This is a genomic window from Actinomadura sp. NPDC048955 (assembly GCF_040649435.1).
GTDB lineage: Bacteria > Actinomycetota > Actinomycetes > Streptosporangiales > Streptosporangiaceae > Spirillospora > Spirillospora luteofluorescens.
Genome location: NZ_JBEZJI010000029.1, coordinates 24,594 through 41,504 on the forward strand (window position 1 = coordinate 24,594; position 16,911 = coordinate 41,504).

13 protein-coding genes are annotated in these 16,911 nt (G+C 76.5%); 11 read left to right on the forward strand and 2 right to left on the reverse strand.

From position 1 onward, the window contains the following. Positions 1–9 precede the first annotated feature (9 nt). The gene (locus AB0C84_RS25725) at positions 10–927 is read left to right on the forward strand and encodes a carbohydrate kinase family protein (protein ID WP_258942189.1); all 918 of its coding nucleotides are present in this window, start codon (positions 10–12) and stop codon (positions 925–927) included. 24 nt (positions 928–951) lie between these two features. Here AB0C84_RS25725 and AB0C84_RS25730 read toward each other — a convergent pair whose 3' ends face one another. Beyond that, entirely contained in the window at positions 952–1,587 is a 636-nt protein-coding gene (locus AB0C84_RS25730; RefSeq protein WP_361070998.1) for an ACT domain-containing protein, read from the reverse strand. A 194-nt stretch (positions 1,588–1,781) separates the two neighbouring features. On the opposite strand from AB0C84_RS25730, the gene grpE reads away from it, so the two are divergent. The 8 genes from grpE to AB0C84_RS25770 all read left to right on the forward strand — a co-directional run bounded on the left by grpE (position 1,782) and on the right by AB0C84_RS25770 (position 13,954). Continuing rightward, positions 1,782–2,441, forward strand: coding sequence for a nucleotide exchange factor GrpE (grpE, locus tag AB0C84_RS25735; RefSeq protein WP_361071001.1), 660 nt, complete (start codon positions 1,782–1,784; stop codon positions 2,439–2,441). 5 nt (positions 2,442–2,446) lie between these two features. Next, the gene (locus AB0C84_RS25740; RefSeq protein ID WP_179847677.1) at positions 2,447–4,030 is read left to right on the forward strand and encodes an Hsp70 family protein; all 1,584 of its coding nucleotides are present in this window, start codon (positions 2,447–2,449) and stop codon (positions 4,028–4,030) included. A 28-nt stretch (positions 4,031–4,058) separates the two neighbouring features. Further along, positions 4,059–6,740 carry a hypothetical protein gene (locus tag AB0C84_RS25745; protein ID WP_361071005.1) on the forward strand — a complete coding sequence of 894 codons (2,682 nt, stop codon included), beginning with the start codon at positions 4,059–4,061 and terminating at the stop codon, positions 6,738–6,740. After that, positions 6,740–8,011, forward strand: a complete 1,272-nt coding sequence (locus tag AB0C84_RS25750) for a hypothetical protein (RefSeq protein ID WP_361071008.1) — start codon at positions 6,740–6,742, stop codon at positions 8,009–8,011. Before AB0C84_RS25745 ends, AB0C84_RS25750 begins: the two co-directional genes overlap by 1 nt. 2 nt (positions 8,012–8,013) lie before the next feature. Beyond that, positions 8,014–10,236, forward strand: a complete 2,223-nt coding sequence (locus AB0C84_RS25755; protein ID WP_361071011.1) for a hypothetical protein — start codon at positions 8,014–8,016, stop codon at positions 10,234–10,236. Next, on the forward strand, positions 10,233–11,954 hold the full coding sequence (locus AB0C84_RS25760; RefSeq protein WP_258942195.1) for a hypothetical protein: 1,722 nt from the start codon (positions 10,233–10,235) through the stop codon (positions 11,952–11,954). Before AB0C84_RS25755 ends, AB0C84_RS25760 begins: the two co-directional genes overlap by 4 nt. A 114-nt stretch (positions 11,955–12,068) precedes the next feature. Beyond that, the gene (locus tag AB0C84_RS25765; protein ID WP_258942196.1) at positions 12,069–12,680 is read left to right on the forward strand and encodes a malonic semialdehyde reductase; all 612 of its coding nucleotides are present in this window, start codon (positions 12,069–12,071) and stop codon (positions 12,678–12,680) included. A gap of 29 nt (positions 12,681–12,709) precedes the next feature. After that, positions 12,710–13,954: a multidrug effflux MFS transporter gene (locus AB0C84_RS25770; protein WP_361071016.1), complete on the forward strand. Its 1,245-nt coding sequence runs from the start codon at positions 12,710–12,712 to the stop codon at positions 13,952–13,954. A 23-nt stretch (positions 13,955–13,977) separates the two neighbouring features. On the opposite strand, the gene AB0C84_RS25775 is transcribed toward AB0C84_RS25770, so the two are convergent. Beyond that, positions 13,978–14,613 (reverse strand): TetR/AcrR family transcriptional regulator, encoded by a 636-nt coding sequence (locus AB0C84_RS25775; protein WP_361071019.1) that lies wholly within the window; start codon positions 14,611–14,613, stop codon positions 13,978–13,980. A gap of 120 nt (positions 14,614–14,733) precedes the next feature. Between AB0C84_RS25775 and AB0C84_RS25780 the strand changes: the two genes are divergently transcribed. Beyond that, a complete protein-coding gene (locus tag AB0C84_RS25780) occupies positions 14,734–15,714 on the forward strand; it encodes a phosphotriesterase-related protein (protein ID WP_361071022.1) in 981 nt (326 codons plus the stop codon). A gap of 110 nt (positions 15,715–15,824) precedes the next feature. Then, the gene (locus AB0C84_RS25785; RefSeq protein ID WP_361071025.1) at positions 15,825–16,907 is read left to right on the forward strand and encodes a trypsin-like peptidase domain-containing protein; all 1,083 of its coding nucleotides are present in this window, start codon (positions 15,825–15,827) and stop codon (positions 16,905–16,907) included. Positions 16,908–16,911 lie beyond the last annotated feature (4 nt).

Below are 16,911 nucleotides of genomic sequence, written 5' to 3' on the forward strand. Positions count from 1 at the left end.
GGGCCGGTCATGACCGTCGTCACTCTCGGCGCGCACATCCTGGACGTGCTCGCCCGCCCGGTGGAGGCCATCCCGGAGGGCCAGGACACCGTCGTCGTCGAGCAGATCCGGGTGACCGCGGCGGGCGCCGCCGCCGGGACCGCCGTCGCCCTGGCCCGGCTCGGCAACGAGGTCGTCTCGGTCGGCGCGATCGGCGACGACGACCTCGGCGACCTGCTGGTCACGATCATGACGCGCGAGGGCGTCGACGTGGGCGGGCTCGTCCGGCGGACGGCCGACCAGACCAGCGCGTCGATCCTGCCGATCCGGCCGGACGGCGGGCGGCCGAGCTTCCACGTCCCCGGCGCGAACCTGACCCTCACCGCCGGCGCGGTCGGGCCGGGCCTGCTGGGCGCGGCGAGCGCGGTGCACCTCGGCGGCCCCGACGTCACGTTCGGCCTCAACGACCCGGCCTTCTTCGCCATGCTCGACGCCGCCCGCGAGGCCGGCACCGTCGTGACGATGGACCTGCTGTCCACCATGCCCGACCTGCTGGACGGCGCCGCCGCGTTCCTCCCGCACGTCGACCACTTCCTGCCGAACGAGGAGCAGGCCGCCCTCATGACCGGCGAGGACGACCCGGAGAAGGCCGCCGCCGCGCTGCTCGCGCGGGGGCCCGGCACGGTCGTCGTCACGCTCGGCGGGGACGGCAGCCTCGTCGCCACCGCCGAGGGCGCGCACCGGCTGCCCGCGCTTCCCGTCGAGGTCGTCGACACGACCGGCTGCGGCGACGCCTACTGCGCCGGGTTCATCACCGGCCTCACCCGCGGCAGGGACGTCCTGGAGGCCGCGCGCTGGGGCACCGCCGCGGCGGCCACCGTCGCCCAGGGGCTCGGCTCCGACGCCGGCCTCACGGACCTGGACGCGGTCCTCGCCCTGCTGGACTGACACGGCGCCATGGCGACCGGCCGCTCAGAGCGGAGCCGCGCCGCGGTGCAGGACGGCGTTCGCGGCCCCGGCGAGCTGCTCCAGCCGGAACACCTCCGTCCGGTGGAACGGCGGCGCGTCCGTCCGGGCGACCACGAGCGCGACCCCGCCCGCGGCGAGCGGGCACACCGCGAACCGCGTGCCGTCCGGCGCCGTGAACGCGCGCGGCCGCAGCGGCCGCAGCTCCGGCAGGGCGGCGGCCGGCTCGCCGCCGGAACTGACGTGCACGAGGACCGGCTCGTCCTCCCCCTTCACCTCGGCGAGGCCCGCCCAGTCGGCGCTCAGAATGGCCGGGACGGCGTCGGCGAGGATCTCCAGGCCGCGCTCCGGGACGGCGGCGACCTGGCCGATCACGGCCGCGTCCGGGAAGGCGCCCTGCGGCTCGGCGGTCGGCCAGACCCCGACGACCTCCACCCCCGGCACCGTGCCGAGCCCCCCGGCCAGCCGCTCGAAGTCGGCCCCGGTGGGCCACGCGACGGTGAAGTCGTCCATCGCCCGCCCGTTGTCGCGCTCCAGCACCGCCATCTGGACGACGTCCGCGCCCGCCGCGCCCAAGGTGCGCGCGACCTGGCCGAGCGAACCAGGGCGGTCCGGCAGGCGCACCCTTATCCGCAGCAACATCGCCACCTCCCGTCTCCGTGCGAGGCCCCCAGCTTCGGCGACACCCGTTTCCCCTGTGTTACCCACACGTGTCATCCCAAGAAAACGGCACGGAAAGTCGGTGCTGGAACGGTGGGCACGGGTCAAACTAGAGTCCGGTGGAGGTCATCGGTTGGCCTGACGTCTCCTGCCGCCCAGCATTAAGGTGACTCTACGTGTCGAGGGACGGGGAACCCCCAGTCAGCGAGGCCTCCGGTGCCGGGCCCGAACCGCCGCGCGCCGTGGACGCCGCCGCGGGTGAGGCCGGCGCGGTCGACGCCGGGGCGGTGCTGCACGCCGAGGTGAGGGACGCCCTCGCCGGGCTCACCGCCCGCCTCGACCGCGAGCGGGAGCGCGCGGAGCACCGCGAGGCCGTCATCGACCGGCTGCACGAGGAGAACCAGCGGCTGCGGCGCGGGGAGCTGCAGGCGATGCTGGAGCCCGTCCGCACGGCGCTGTACCGGCTGCACGACCAGACGCGCCGCGAGTCCGACCGGCTCCGCGCGCCCGGCCTCGCCGACGCGCCCGACCCGCGGCGGACGGCGGCGCTGCTGGCCGCGCTGGCCGACGACGTCGCCGACGCGCTCGCGCGGCTCGGCGTCGAGCGGTTCACCGTCGAGCCGGGCGCCCCCTACGACGGGTCCCGGCACCGTCCGGTCGCGGTCACGCCGGTCGACGACCCCGTGGCGGACGGCACCGTCACGGACGTGCAGTCCGACGGGTTCGAGCAGAGCGGGAAGGTGCTGCGCAAGGCGGCGGTCAGCGTGGGCAGGCTCGCCGAGCCGGTGCCCGCCGCCGAGGCGACGCACAACGGACAGACGACGAACAGCGGGTGAGGGACATGGCCGTCTACGGGATCGACCTGGGAACGACGTACTCCTGCATTGCCTCCATCGACGATGTGGGCCGGCCCGCCGTCCAGCGGAACCTGGAGGGCACCGACACCACCCCGTCCGTCGTGTTCTTCGAGAGCGGGGAGAACGTCGTCGTCGGCCAGACCGCGAAGGACACCGCGGTCCTGGAGCCCGACAACGTCGTCAGCCTGATCAAGCGGGACATGGGCCGGGACGTCACGCGCCCCATCCACGGGATCGACTTCACGCCCGAGGAGGTGTCGGCGTTCATCCTGCTGAAGCTGGCGACGGACGCGCGCACCACGACGGGCGAGGAGGCCCGCGACGTCGTCATCACCGTCCCGGCCTACTTCGGCGTGGCCGAGCGCGACGCGACCCGCAAGGCGGGCCGCATCGCGGGCCTGAACGTCATCGACATCGTGTCCGAGCCGATCGCCGCCGCGATCACCTACGGCGTCCTCAACCCCGAGACCGACCGCACGATCCTGGTGTACGACCTCGGCGGCGGGACGTTCGACACCACGATCATCGCCCTGCGCGAGGGCCACATCGAGGTGGTGTGCACCGACGGCGACCACGAGCTCGGCGGCGCCGACTGGGACGCGCGGCTCGTGGAGCACCTCGCCGAGCGGTTCCGCGCCGAGCATCCGGGCGCCGGCGACCCGCTGGACGACCGGCAGACCGAGCAGCAGCTGCGCCGCGACGCCGAGGACGCCAAGAAGGCCCTCACCACCCGCACGTCCCACACCGTCCGGGTGATGCACGGCGGGCGGGTCGCCTCCGTCGAGGTGACGCGGGAGAAGCTGGAGGAGCTGACCAAGGACCTCCTCGACCGCACCGTGGAGATCACCGGCCGGACGCTGGCGACCGCCGCCGAGAAGGGCGTGGAGGACTACGACGACCTCGTCCTCGTCGGCGGCTCCACGAAGATGCCGGTCGTCGCGGCGCGGCTGCAGACCGAGCTCGGCCTCGCCCCCCGCCTCCAGGACCCCGACCTCGCGGTAGCCAAGGGCGCCGCCCTGTACGCGTTCGAGGAGACCTACCGGCGGCTCGTCCGGGAGGGCGCCGCCGAGCGCGCCGAGGAGATGGCGAACCGGGCGGGCCTGTCGGCCGAGCAGCAGAAGCAGATCGCCGGGCGGCGGATCAGGACGGTCGCCTCGCACGCGTTCGGGATCGTGGTCGTCGACCGGGAGACCGGCGCCGAGAGCGTCGCGCACCTCGTGCACGCCAACGACGAGCTCCCCGCCGCCAGAACCGAGGACTTCTTCACCGTCTACGACGACCAGGCCTCGGCCGACATCCGGGTGATGGAGCAGGCCGGCGTGGTGGAGTCCGCCGACCTGATCGACAACACCGAGATCGCGACCGGCGAGATCCGCGTCCCGCCGGGCAAGAAGTCGGGCTGGCCGATCGGGGTGACGTTCGCGCTCGACTCCTCCGGCCTGCTGAACGTCACGGCCGTGGAGAAGGAGACCGGCGAGCGGCTGGAGCTGAAGGTGGACGTCGGCGGCATGTCGGAGGAGGAGGTCGAGCGCTCCCGCAAGGCCCTCTCCCGGGTCCAGGTCAGCTGAGCGGGCCGCGGATCCCCTGGAGGCGCCCGTGGCGTTCGACGAGGACTACCGGCGGGAGGTGCTGGAACCCGCGCGGGCCGCGGGCGACCAGCCCCCCGAGGACCTGCGCGTCCGGTACGCGCTCGACGGACCGTCCTCCAGCCCCCACCCACCGCCATTCAACGGACGAGCTCCGCTCGACGGACTGGACGCGGCGGCCGTCACGGCGCGGGTCCGGGAGGTCCGGCAGTGCTGGCGGCGGGCGCGCGGGCAGCTGAAGTACCGCCGGCTCATCGACCGGCTGGAGGCCGAGCACCGCGAGCTGGCGCCGCTGTTCTCCGCCGCCGAGCGCGGCGACCCCCGCCCGCTGGAGGCGCGGCTGCGCGGCGGCCGCGAGCGCGCCGAGCGCCGCCTCGGCGAGGCCCGCGGCCGCCTCGCCGACGCGGCCGGGGCGCTGCGGATGGCCACGCCCGCCGAGGTCGAGGCCATCGCCCGCACCACCGGGGTGCGGGCCGCCGAGCTGGCGGAGCCGGCCGCCGCCGACGGCATCGAGATCCGCGAGCCCGACCCGCTGCCGTCCGCCGCGCCCTACCCGGCGTACCGGAAGGTGCGCGAGTCGCTGGAGGTCCTCGGCAGGCGCCACCTCGCCGACTTCCTGTTCGGCGCCCGCCTCACCGGCCCGATCCGCGTCCTGGACGGCTTCGCCGTGCCGGGCGGCGGCCCGCGCCCGGACGGGGACGCGGTCGCGGCCGCGAGCGCCGAGTGGGCGCGCCGCAGCCGCGACACCACCACCACGCACGCCGACACCGTGCTGGCCGCACTGCGCTCGGGCGCCGACCTGCCCGCGCTGCTGCTGTTCGACATCGCCGACCGGCTCCGCGAGCGGCTGCGGCAGCGGGCGTCCGAGCGCGCCCTGCTCCGGTACGCCGCCGAGGAGCTGGGCGTCGAGCAGGGCGACGCCCGCCGCCTGGTGTTCGCCGTCGTGCGCGAGACCGACCCGGGCGGCGGCCTGCCGGGGCGGCTCCGGGCGCTGCTGGACGCCGGCGACGTGCACGCGGCGGCCGGGCTGGCCGACGCCGCGCGGGTCCCGCACCCCTCCCCCGGCGCCGAGCCGCCCGAGGAGCAGGTGCTCGCCGCCGAGGCCCGGCACCGCCTCGGCACCGCGCTGCGCCTGCGCGAGGCCGCGGCCGCCGAGCCCGACCCCGACCGCGCCCACCGCCTGCTCGCCGACGCGCTGCGCCTCGTCCGGGACCTGCCGGGCGCCGCCGCCCACCAGCGGCGCCTGCCGCCGCGCCCGGTCCCGGCGGTGCACCTCGACGTGGACGGCGCGTCGGTCCGGCTGTCCTGGGAGGATTCGCCGTCCACGGGGGGCGAGGTGGTCCACCACGTCGTGCGGCGGGAGGGCAGGGCGCCGCGCGACATGCGCGACGGCACGGCCGTCGGCGGGGCGCTGGACACCCGTCCTCCGGTCAACGTGCCGCTGTACTACGGGGTCGTCGCGGTGCGGGGCGAGGCCGCGGCGGCGCCGGCGGTGGCGGGGCCGGTGGTCGTGCGGCCCGATCCGGGCGAGGTCGAGCTGACCGCCGGGGACGGGCAGGTCACCGGACGCTGGCGGTGCCCGGCGGAGGCGGTGCGGGTCGTCGTGGCGCGGGACGGCCGGACCGTCGCGGCGGGCCGGGACGGGTTCCGCGAGCGCGTCCCGAACGGGCGGACGCACCACTACCGGATCGCCGCCGTCTACCTCGACGCGGCCGGGCGCGAGGTCGAGACGGCCGGGGTGCGGGCGTCGGCCACGCCGAGCGCGCCTCCCGAGCCGGTGTTCGAGCTGGCCGCCGAGACCGACGCGTCCGACCCCGGGCTGGTGCGGGCCCGGTTCGCGCCGCCCGCGCACGGGACGGTGGAGCTGGTGCTCTGCCAGGGCCCGCCGCCGTGGCCGCGCAGCGCGCTCGTCCCGCTGGAGGAGGTGCGGCGGGAGACGCGGCGGCTGGCGTGCGCGCAGGCGGAGGGAGGGCTCGCGGTGCGGCCGGGCGCCGGCGGGTGGCTGCTGGCGGTGACGGTCGCGGAGGGCACCGCCGCGATCGGCGCCTACCACCGGCACGTGAACCTGCCGCCGCCGCGCCGGCTGGTCGCCGAGCGGCGGGGCGCGTACGTGCACGTCGGGTTCGACTGGCCGCCGGACGTCGCGGAGGTCGACGTCGCCTACCGGATCGGGCGCGACGGCGGAGCGGAGCCCGCGCCGCCGGGCGACTCCGCGCGCGTCCCGGTCCGGGCCGCGCAGAGCGTCACCCGGGCCGCCTACGACACCCAGGGCGGGATCCGGCTGCCCGTTCCCGAGGACGAGCCGGTCGAGCTGTCCGTCGCCGCGGCCGGGACGGTCGGCGGCGCGCGGATGACCGGCCCGCCGGTGACCGCCGAGGTCGCGGCGCGCACGATCGTCCATTACGACGTGCTGCGTTCGGGCCCGCCGTGGCGGCGGACGCTGACCCTCCGGCTCACCTCGTCCCGGCCGCTGCGGGTGGCGCGGTTGTCGCTGGTGCTGCGCGCCGGGCGGGTCATGCCGCAGCGCGCCGCCGACGGCGAGACCCTCGGCGCGTGGGAGCGGGTGCCCGTGCCGGGCGAGCTGACGCTCGGCGCGCCTGCGGCGTCCGGTCCGCACTGGCTGCGCTGCTTCGCCGACGACGACGCCGTCGAGCTGAGCGATCCCCCCGTCCGCCGACTCCAGGTCCCCTGATGACGAGACCCCTGGCCCGGGTGGGAATCCCCGGCGTGCCGCCCCGGCAGGGCATCACCTGCCCCTACTGCTTCGCCTCGGTGGCGCCGCAGCGGATCCTGTTCCGGTGCCGGGGGCAGTCCGGACGGCGGCAGGGCTGCATCCCCGTCCTGGACGAGCGGCTGGCCGAGTACACCGGGTCGACGGCGGGGGCGTCGCTGCCGCCGGCGTTCGCCGCGCCCGGGCGCAAGGGACGGGCCGACTGCCCCGGCTGCGGGCAGCCGACCGGGAACCGCGCCTGCCCCGAGTGCCACAACCCGCTGCCGTCGGCGTACTGCGACTCCCCCGGGCGGATCGTCGCGCTCGTCGGGGCGAAGAACGCCGGGAAGAGCACCTACATCGCCGTCCTGCTGCACGAGCTGATGAACCGGGTCGGGACGGAGCTGGACGCGTCGCTGGTCGCGTGCGACGACCGGACGATCGAGCGGTACAAGCGCGACTTCGCCCGGCCGCTGCTGGAGGAGCGGCGGCTGCTCCCGACGACGCCGAGCGCCGCGACCGGCCCGCGCGAACCACTGGTGTACCTGCTCACCCGGACCCGGTCCCGGAAGGGGCGCTTCTCCCGGCCCCGCAACGACTCGCTGGCGCTGGTGCTGTTCGACACGGCGGGCGAGGACCTGCGCAGCCGCGAGGCCACCGACCTGCACCTGCGGTACCTGGAGGCCGCCGACGCGGTCATCTTCCTGGTCGACCCGCTGGAGCTGCCGGGCGCGCGGCCGGGCGTGCTGGACGCGGTGCCGGGCCCCCGCGCGGCCGGAGACGATCCAGGGGCGGGCCATCCGGGGGGCGATCCGGCGGGCGATCCGCTGGACGTCATCGCGCGCGTCACCGAGGTGCTGCGGCTGCGGCACGGCACCCGTCCGGGCGCGCCGCTCCCCGTCCCGGTCGCGGTCGCGCTCACCAAGATCGACGTGCTGCGGCCGGGGCTGCTGCGCCAGTCGGCGCTGCACCGGTCGCGGTCGGGGCAGGGGGTCCTCGACCTCGACGACAGGGACGCGGTGAACGCGCAGGTCCGCGCGCTCCTGCACGACTGGCAGGCGGGGCAGCTCGACACCTACCTCGGGCAGCAGTACGCCGACCACGCGCTGTTCGGCCTGTCGGCGCTCGGCGGCGTCCCGGAGGAGGGGCGCGTCGGCGCGGGCGGCGTCCGGCCGTACCGGGCGGAGGACCCGCTGCTGTGGCTGCTGTACCGGTTCGGCATGCTCGACGGCGTCCGCCCGGAAGGGACGTAGCGGTGGCCTGGCAGCTGCACTACACCTCCGCCCGGAGCGGGCCCACCGGCCGGGCCGGGTTCCAGTTCGTCGCCGAGACGCCCGGCCTGCCGGACGGGACGCGGGCCGCGGTCACGCCCTACCTGTCGTACCGTCCGCCGCCCGACGCTCCGCTGTCGCCGGGCGGCGCCGAGCTGGACCTGTTCCCCGTCTCGCTGCTGTACGACGAGGTGGACGGCCGGCCCCTGTTGCTGCGGTGCCGCTACCTCGGCCGCGACTACTCGGGCCGCTACGGCAACTTCTTCGCGCACGCGGTGGTGGCCGAGCCCGAGGAGCTGGAGGGGCTGCGGCCCGCCGAGCTGTGGCAGGCCGCGCACTGGACGCCGCTGCCCGCGCCGGGGGCCGTGCTCGACCCGCTGGAGGAGCTGACGCCGGGCTCCGCGCTCGCCCCGGAGGCCCTCGCCGGGTGGCTCGCCGCCGCCGGGCCCGGCGACCCGTACGCGCTGCTCGCCCGTCTGGTGGACGCCGTCGCGGGCGTGCTGGGGCGGGGCCACGGGCGGGTCGTCCTCGTCGCCGACGACGTGGAGGCGATCGCCCGCTGGATCGCGGTCGTGTCGTACTCGCTGCCGGTCGCGGCGGCGGCCCGGCTGTCGTTCGTCACCTACACCGCCGACCCGGACGGCGCCGCGCAGCGCCTGGTCGGCACGACGCCCGCCGTCTGGGCGACCGCCCAGAGCCACGCCTCCCACGCGTCCGTGTTCGACCTGCGCGACGGTGCCTCCGAGGGCCGGGCCAGCCGCTTCGCCAGGACCGTCGCCGGCTGCTGGCGCGCCCGCGACTTCGGCGGCCTGGACGCCCTGGCCGAGCTGACGCCGCTCGACGACCCCGCGCGGGAGGGCGCCGCCGCGCTGCTCGCCCTGTGCCGGGGCGAAGCGGGCATGACGCCGGACGAGGAGGCCGCGGCGGCGGAGCTGCTGGCGCGGCGCGGGACCGCCGTCCCCGCCTGGGTGTGGCGCGACCTCGCACCGGGCGTCCCGTCCATGGGGCTCGATCTCGCGCTCACCGTGCACGAGCGGGCGCGGGCGGCGGGAGCGGCGGACCTCGCCCCCCGCTGCGCGCTCCGCGTCGGCGAGCTGGTCTCCGAGAGGCTCGCCGGGGCGTCCCGGCTGGCGGACGTCGCCGAGGCGGCCGGTGTGGCGGAGCGGACCGGCGTCCCGGCCGATCCCGGCGAGGTGGCGGCGTCGGCGGCGCGCTGCGCCCGGCGCGGCCTCGCCGGGCTGGAGGGCGCGCTCGCCGGCTGCCCGGCCGGGCTGCGGGACGCGCTGCTGGACGGGGTCGTCGCCGGTCTCGCCCGATCCGGGGACCGGGCGGCCGCCCTCACCCCCGAGACCTGCGACCTGCTCTACGAGCACGCCGGGCGGCTGCGCGCCGCGCCCGATGTCGCGGTCGCCGTGCTGGCGTCGGTCGGGCGGAGGCGCCCGGGCCGCCGGATCGCGGTGACGGGCCGGCTGCTGCGTCTGGACGGCGACGGCACCGCCGACGTCGACGGGGCGCTCCGGGAGATCTGGGCGGCGCCCCCGTCCGCCGCCGCGTGCCTCGACCTGCTGGACGCCTGCGGGTCCGCGCCGCCGCCCCCGGCGCTGGCGGAACTGCCGTCCCGGACCTTCGCGCGGCTCGCCTCCACCGGCGGCGACGGCCTCACCGACCCCGCGACGCTGCGGCTCGCCGAGCGGGTCCGCGCGCTCATGCCGGACGGGCCCGCCGGGCGCGACGCCGCCCTCGTCCAGGCGTACGGGATGGCCATCACCGCGGGCCCGCCGCGGGCCGCGCGGGCGCTGGAGCGCCTCGCCGACGCGGGCGGCGCCACCGGAAGCCTCGCCCGCGAGGCGTTCGCCGACGCGGCGCGGCGGCTGTCGCCCCGGCCGCCCGGGTTCCGGGCGGAGCTGCTGGCGGCCGTGCCCGCCCCCGTGCGGGCGCGGGTCGCGCAGCGGTGGACGGCCGAGCTGCCCGGCCGCGTCCGCGCCGGCCGCGCGCCGCTGCGCGGCGGCGAGGTCGAGCGGCGCAACGAGCTGGTCGAGGTGGTGCTGCTGCTGCGCAGGCGCGGCGCGGCCGAGCCGTCCCTGGAGGCGTGGGCGCGGGCGGCGGCCCGGCGGTGGCTCGCGGCCAGGCAGCTCGACTCCCATCTGGCGCGCCGCCCCGAACTGCGGGACGAACTGCGGGCCCTTCTCCTGGAGGGCACCCCGTGAACCCCGTCATCGTGCTGCTGCTGATCGCCGTGTGGGTGGGCGCCATGTGGCTCGGGTTCATGTACGTGTTCCCCGTGCTGTTCGCCGCGACGCTGGTCGTCGCCGGGGCCGCCGCGCTCGGCGTGTACTGCCTGCACGCGTGCCGGACGCTCGCGCCGTCCACGCTGGAGGGGCCCTCGCCGGTCGCCGAGCCCGCCGTCGCCTACCGGCACTACCTGCTCGGCCAGGTGTGGCGCGACTGGTGGACGATCAGCCGCACGGTCGTCCCGCAGGTGTACCGGACGGCCCGGGGCGTCGTGCTGAGCCTGACCCGGACGCTCCTCGGCGGCCCGTGGGGGTTCTTCGTCTTCCCGGTCTGGCTGGCGCTGTGCGCGGGCATCACCGCCGCCGCCGTTCCCGCGTCGGTGTTCGTCCTCGCGCTGACGGTCCTGTACGGGCTGGTCGCCGCGGTCGGGCTGGCGTCGTGGCTGGCGTGCGTGCTCGTCCTGGCGGCGGTCGAACGCGTCTTCATGGGGTACGCCCGCATCCTCCAGACGTGCCCGCACCCCTTCTGCTACGAGCGGATCGGGCTGCCGGAGTACGCGTGCCCGAGCTGCGGCGCGCGGCACCGGCGCCTCTCGCCGGGGGCGGGCGGCGCGTTCCGGCACGTGTGCCGGTGCGGGGCGCGGCTTCCCACGACCGTCCCGCTCGGGCGCTTCCGCCTGGCCGCGTACTGCCCGCACTGCGGGGGGCGGCTGCCCGAGCGCATCGGGCGCGTCCGCGTGGAGCCCCTGCCGTTCGTGGGCGGACCGGCCGCGGGCAAGACCACGTTCATGGTCCTCGGCATCAGGGCCCTGCACGCGCGGGCCCGCGCCGTCCACGGGCGGCTGTCGTTCGTCGAGCAGCGGCACGCGCAGGCGTACGCGGGCGCGATCCGCGAGTTCCAGCGCGGCGGGCGCCTGGCCAAGACCGGCCCGGAGCTGCCCCTGGCCACCATGGTGGACGTGGAGCTGCCGGGCCGCGCGCGGCGCATCCTCTACCTGTTCGACCCGGCGGGCGAGCACTACACGGGCGCGACGGAGGTCGAGTCGCTGCGCTACCTGGAGCACAGCGAGGCGCTGCTGTTCGTCGTGGACCCGTTCGCGCTCCCCCAGCTCCGCCGGTCGCTGACCGGGGACGAGAGGGAGTTCGTCGACGAGGCGGCCGCGTCGTCGGAGGAGGACCCCGCCGACACCCTCCAGCGGGTGCTGAACGAGCTGCGCTCGCGTCCCGACCAGGGGCGGCAGAAGCGCGTCGCCGTCGTCGTCACCAAGACCGACCTGCTGCTGCGCACGGAGATCGGCCGCGGTCTGGACCCGGGCGGCGACCCGCGCGACTGGCTCGACCGCGTCGGGCTGGGCAACACCGTGCGCACGCTCGACCAGGTCGCCGCCCAGGTGCGGTACTTCGCCTCCGGCCTCGGCACCGAGCCCGCCGCCGTCGCCGACCTGCTCGGCTGGGTGACGGGGCTGCCCGCCGCGGGCGCGCCGGACGGCGAGCGCCCGCCTGCCGACGTCCCGCCGGATCCTCCGGGGACGGCGCCGCTGCGCGCCCCGTGGCCGGTGCGCGGACGCGACGCGGGCCGCGTCCCCGCCGGCTACCAGGTGGGGCGCTGGGCCGTGCTGGCCGGCGTGTCGGTCCTGACCGTCGCCACCATCGCGGGGGCGCTCGTCGCGGCGGCCGAACGCATCCCGTTCTGACCGGCCGCCCCGCCGGCCGCCGCTGTGTGACGCACCCCACTTCCTGACGTGGAAGATAACTGACCGTCATCGCATTGACCCCTTCGGAAAGCTTCCCCGTCCGAAAGGCGCGCCATGACGACGACCGCGAGCCAGACCCCGCTGATCCTGGACCCCGCCGCGCAGGAGCTGCTGTTCCGCGGGGCGCGCACCGCCAACGCCTTCACCGGCGAGCCGGTCGGCGAGGAGCAGGTCCGCGCGATCTACGACCTGGTCAGGTGGGCCCCGACCGCCATGAACGCCCAGCCGCTGCGGATCGTGGACGTGCGCAGCCGGGAGGCGCGCGAGCGGCTGGTCCCGCTGATGAGCGAGGGCAACCGCGCCAAGACCGCGACGGCCCCGCTGACCCTGATCGCCGCCGCCGACGAGGACTTCCACGAGCACCTGCCGGTCACGTTCCCGCACCGGGAGGGCGCCCGCGAGGCCCTGCGCGACAGCCCCGGCCGCCCGGCGATGGCCCGGTTCAACGCCTCCCTCCAGCTCGGCTACCTGATCCTCGGGATCCGCGCCGCCGGTCTCGCCGCGGGGCCGATGTCCGGCTTCGACGCGGACGCCGTCGAGAAGGAGTTCTTCCCGGAGGGCAACCTCCGCCCCATCGCCGTGATCAACGCGGGCAGGCCCGCCCCGGACGCCTTCCGCCCCCGCAACCCGCGCCTGGACGCCGCGCAGGTCATCACCACCGTCTGAGCCTCCCCCGCCCCCGCTGGAGACTCCCCATGACCCAGGCGGCCGCCTCCGCCGGCTCCGAGCTGTCCGCGTCCCCTCCGGCCGGCCGGAGACCCGTGCTGGTCCTCGTGCTGGGCGCGCTGACGGCGGTGGCGCCGCTGTCGATCGACATGTACCTGCCGGCGCTGCCCCGGATGTCGGCGGACCTGTCCACGGGCGCCGTGCAGGCGCAGCTCACGCTGACCGCGTGCGTCGTCGGCCTCGCCGTCGGGCAGGCGGTGGCGGGGCCGCTGAGCGACAGGCTCGGCCGCCGCCGACCGCTGCTGGCCGGCCTCGCCGCCTACACCGTCGCGTCGCTGCTGTGCGTCGCGGCGCCGAGCGTGGAGACCCTCATCGCGCTGCGGCTGGTGCAGGGCGCCGCCGGGGCCGCCGGGATCGTGATCGCGCGGGCGATCGTCCAGGACCTGTACGACGGCGTCGCGGCGGCCCGGTTCTTCTCGGTGCTGATGCTGGTGAACGGGCTGGCGCCGATCCTGGCGCCCGTCCTCGGCGGCCAGCTGCTGCGGGTCGTGCCGTGGCCGGGCGTGTTCGCGGTCCTCGCCGCGATCGGCGTCGCGCTGTTCCTCGGGTCGCTGCTCGGGCTGGCCGAGACGCTGCCGCCCGAACGGCGCGAGACGGGCGGGCCGCGCGCGACCGCCGCGGTCTGCGGGGCGCTCGTGCGGGACCGGGCGTTCGCGGGGTACGGGCTGGCGATCGGCCTGTCGTTCGCGGCGATGTTCACCTACATCTCGGGATCGCCGTTCGTGCTCCAGGACATCTACGGGATGTCGCCGCAGGGGTTCAGCGTCGCCTTCGGCGTCAACTCCCTCGGCATCGTCGCGGCGGGCCAGGCGGGCGCGCTGCTCGCCGGGCGGGTCGCGCTGACCCGGCTGCTGGCGGCCGGGCTCGCCGTCGTCGCGGCGGGCGGGGCGGTCCTGGTGGCCGCCGTCCTCGCCGGATGGGGGCTCGGCGGGGTGCTGCCGGGCCTGTTCCTGGTCGCGAGCGGGCAGGGGCTGATCGGCCCCAACGCCACCGCCCTGGTGCTGGCCGGACGCCCGCCGCGGGTGGCCGGGACCGCGTCGGCGCTGCTCGGCGTGGCCCAGTTCGCGCTGGGCGGCGCCGCCGCACCGCTGGCCGGCGTCGCCGGGCCGGGCACCGCCGTCCCGATGGCCGTGACCATCGCCGCGCTGGCGGTCCTCGCCGCGGCCGTCACCGCGGTCGCCTCACGGGCCCCGAGGGGCGCGTCGCCGCCCTGACGGTGCGGCCCCGCGCGGTACCGTCAGGGCGTGGGCCGGTCCAGCGCGTCGAGGATGAACCCGGCGACCTCGTCGGCGAGCCGCGCGGCGGGCTTGGGGCCGTCCGCCCGGTACCAGGACGGCATCTGGTTGACCATGCCGAGCGCGACGATCGTGATCGTCTCCGCGGGGGTCCCGGTGCCGAACACGCCTTCCCGCTGGCCCTGCTCGATGAGGCCCCGGAACGTCACGTGGTAGCGGCGGCGGTCGGCGCGGACCGAGCGCATCCGGGCGTGGTCCAGCCGGTGCATCTCGCGGGCGAACACCTTCGCCTCGTCGATGTGCTCGGCGGTGCTGCGGATCAGCCCGGTCAGCACCGCGTGGACGGCCTCGCGCGGCGGCAGCCCCCGCGCCAGCACCGCGCCGAGGTCGGCGAGCTGGCGGGCGATCAGCGAGTGGTAGATCTCGTAGAGCAGGTCGTCCTTGGAGTCGAAGTAGTGGTACAGCGCGCCCTTGGTGACCTCGGCGGCCTCCACGACGCTCTGCACGGGCGTCCCGTCGAAGCCGCGCTCGGCGAACAGCCGCAGCGCCGCGTCCAGGATCCGCCGCTCGACCGCGCTCTGCCGGACGGGCGCCGTGGACTCCGGCACCGGGCCGGGCGTCGGATGGGCCTGCGTCACCTGTCGCCTCCTCCCGCGCGGCGGCATTGACTCCGGCGCGCCCCGCGCCTTAGCTTGCCAGAAACCGACCGGTCGGTATGCCCCCGCAGAGCCAGTATCGCACCCGCAGAGGAACCATCGATGCCCGCAGTTGAGACCGTCCGCGGCCCCGTCGACGCCGCCGCCCTCGGGCGCACGCTGATGCACGAGCACGTCTTCGTGCTCGGCGCCGAGAACGTCCAGAACTACGGCGCGGGCGACTGGTGGGACGAGGAGGAGAAGGTCGCCGACGCGGCCGGCAAGCTGCGCGAGCTGGCCGGGCTCGGCGTCACCACCATCGCCGACCCCACGGTGTGGGGGCTCGGCCGCTACCTCCCGCGCATCCAGCGGGTCAACGAGCGGGTGCCGGAGCTCAACATCATCGTGGCGACGGGCATCTACACCTACAACGACCTGCCGTTCCAGTTCCACCACCGGGGTCCCGGCACGCTGGTGGACCAGGGCCCCGACCCCATGATCGCCGACTTCACCCGCGACCTGACCGAGGGCATCGCCGGGACGGGGGTCAGGGCCGCCTTCCTCAAGTGCGCCGTGGACGCCCCCGGCCTCACGCCCGGCGTCGAGCGGGTGCTGCGGGCCGTCGCCGCGGCGCACCGCGAGACGGGCGCGCCGGTCACCGTGCACACCGAGAGCTCGATCCACGCGGGCCGGACGGTCGTGGGCCTGCTCGCCGAGGAGGGCGTGGACCTCGCCAAGGTCGTCGTGGGGCACGCGGGCGACAGCAACGACCTCGACTACCTGATGGAGCTGGCCGACACGGGCGCGATCCTCGGCATGGACCGCTTCGGCCTCGACATCATCAACCCGACCTCCGAGCGGGTCGCGACCGTCGCGGCCCTGTGCGAGCGGGGCTACGCCGACCGGATGGTCCTCAGCCACGACGCGTCCTGCTTCATCGACTGGTTCGGCCCCGACCCCGCGACGGTGCCCGCGATGCAGCCGAACTGGAACTACCGGCACATCAGCGAGGACGTCCTGCCCGCCCTGCGCGCCGCCGGGGTCTCCGACGGGCAGATCGACCAGATGCTCGTGGAGAACCCCCGCCGCTACTTCACCCGCTGAGCCCCCGGGGCGGGCCCGGCCAGGACCCGCCCCGCGTTGTCCTTCCTTCTTTCGGACTAATTGCCCGGAATCGGGAATCATGGGAGGAACCTGCGGGAGGAGGCATCCAGGTGAGCGAGGACTCCGGGCGCCGCGCCCGCGCCGCGATCCCGTTGCTGCTGGTGGCGCTCCTGGCCCTCCTCGCCCCCGGCTGCCGGGTCGTGGAGAGCGGGACCCCGCAGGACGCCCCGCCCTCCGCCGCGGCGACCCGCCACAAGCACGCCAAGCCCAGCGGGCGGCGGCCGGGCGTGGTCAACATCGAGACCGAGCAGACGCTGAACGGCACCCGCGCCGCCGGGACGGGCATCGTGCTCACCGCGTCCGGCCTCGTGCTGACCAACAACCACGTCATCCAGGGCGCCACCGCGATCAAGGGGACCGACGTCGACAACCGCCGCGGCTACACGGCGCAGGTCGTGGGCTACGACCGGGCCGGCGACATCGCGGTGATCCGGCTGTCGGGGGCCACCCGGCTGAAGGCCGCCGCGTTCGCCTCCGCGGGGGGCGTCGAGGTCGGCGACACGGTCACCGCCGTCGGCAACGCGGGCGGCAAGGGCGGCACGCCCACCGTCGTCACCGGAAGGGTCACCGCGCTGGAGCAGTCGGTCACCGCGCGCGACGACAGCAACGGCACCTCCGAGCGGCTCACCGGCCTGATCGAGACGAACGCGCCGATCCGGCCGGGCGACTCCGGCGGGCCGCTGCTGGACACCTCCGGCAAGGTCATCGGCATCAACACCGCGGCGTCCGCCGGGTTCTCGGTGAAGGACGCCGAGCAGCGCAAGGACCACCGGGGGTACGCCATCCCGTCCGACCGGGCGCTGGAGGTCGCGCGGCAGATCCAGCGCGGCGAGGCGTCCTCGACCGTGCACATCGGCCGGACCGCGATGCTCGGCGTCAAGGTCCGCCCGAACGGCCGCTCCCCCGGCGCGCTGGTCGCCGAACTCGTGCCCGGCTCCCCCGCCGAGGCCGCCGGGGTCCCCGTCGGTGGCGTCATCGTCGCCTTCGGCGACGCCTCCGTCGACACCCCGTCCACCCTCACGACCCTGATGCTGGCCCGCCACCCGGGCGACGCCGTCCGGATCGAGTGGACGACGAGCCGGGGCGACCGCATGGCGGGGACCGTCCACCTGACGGAAGGCCCGCCCCAGTAGCGCG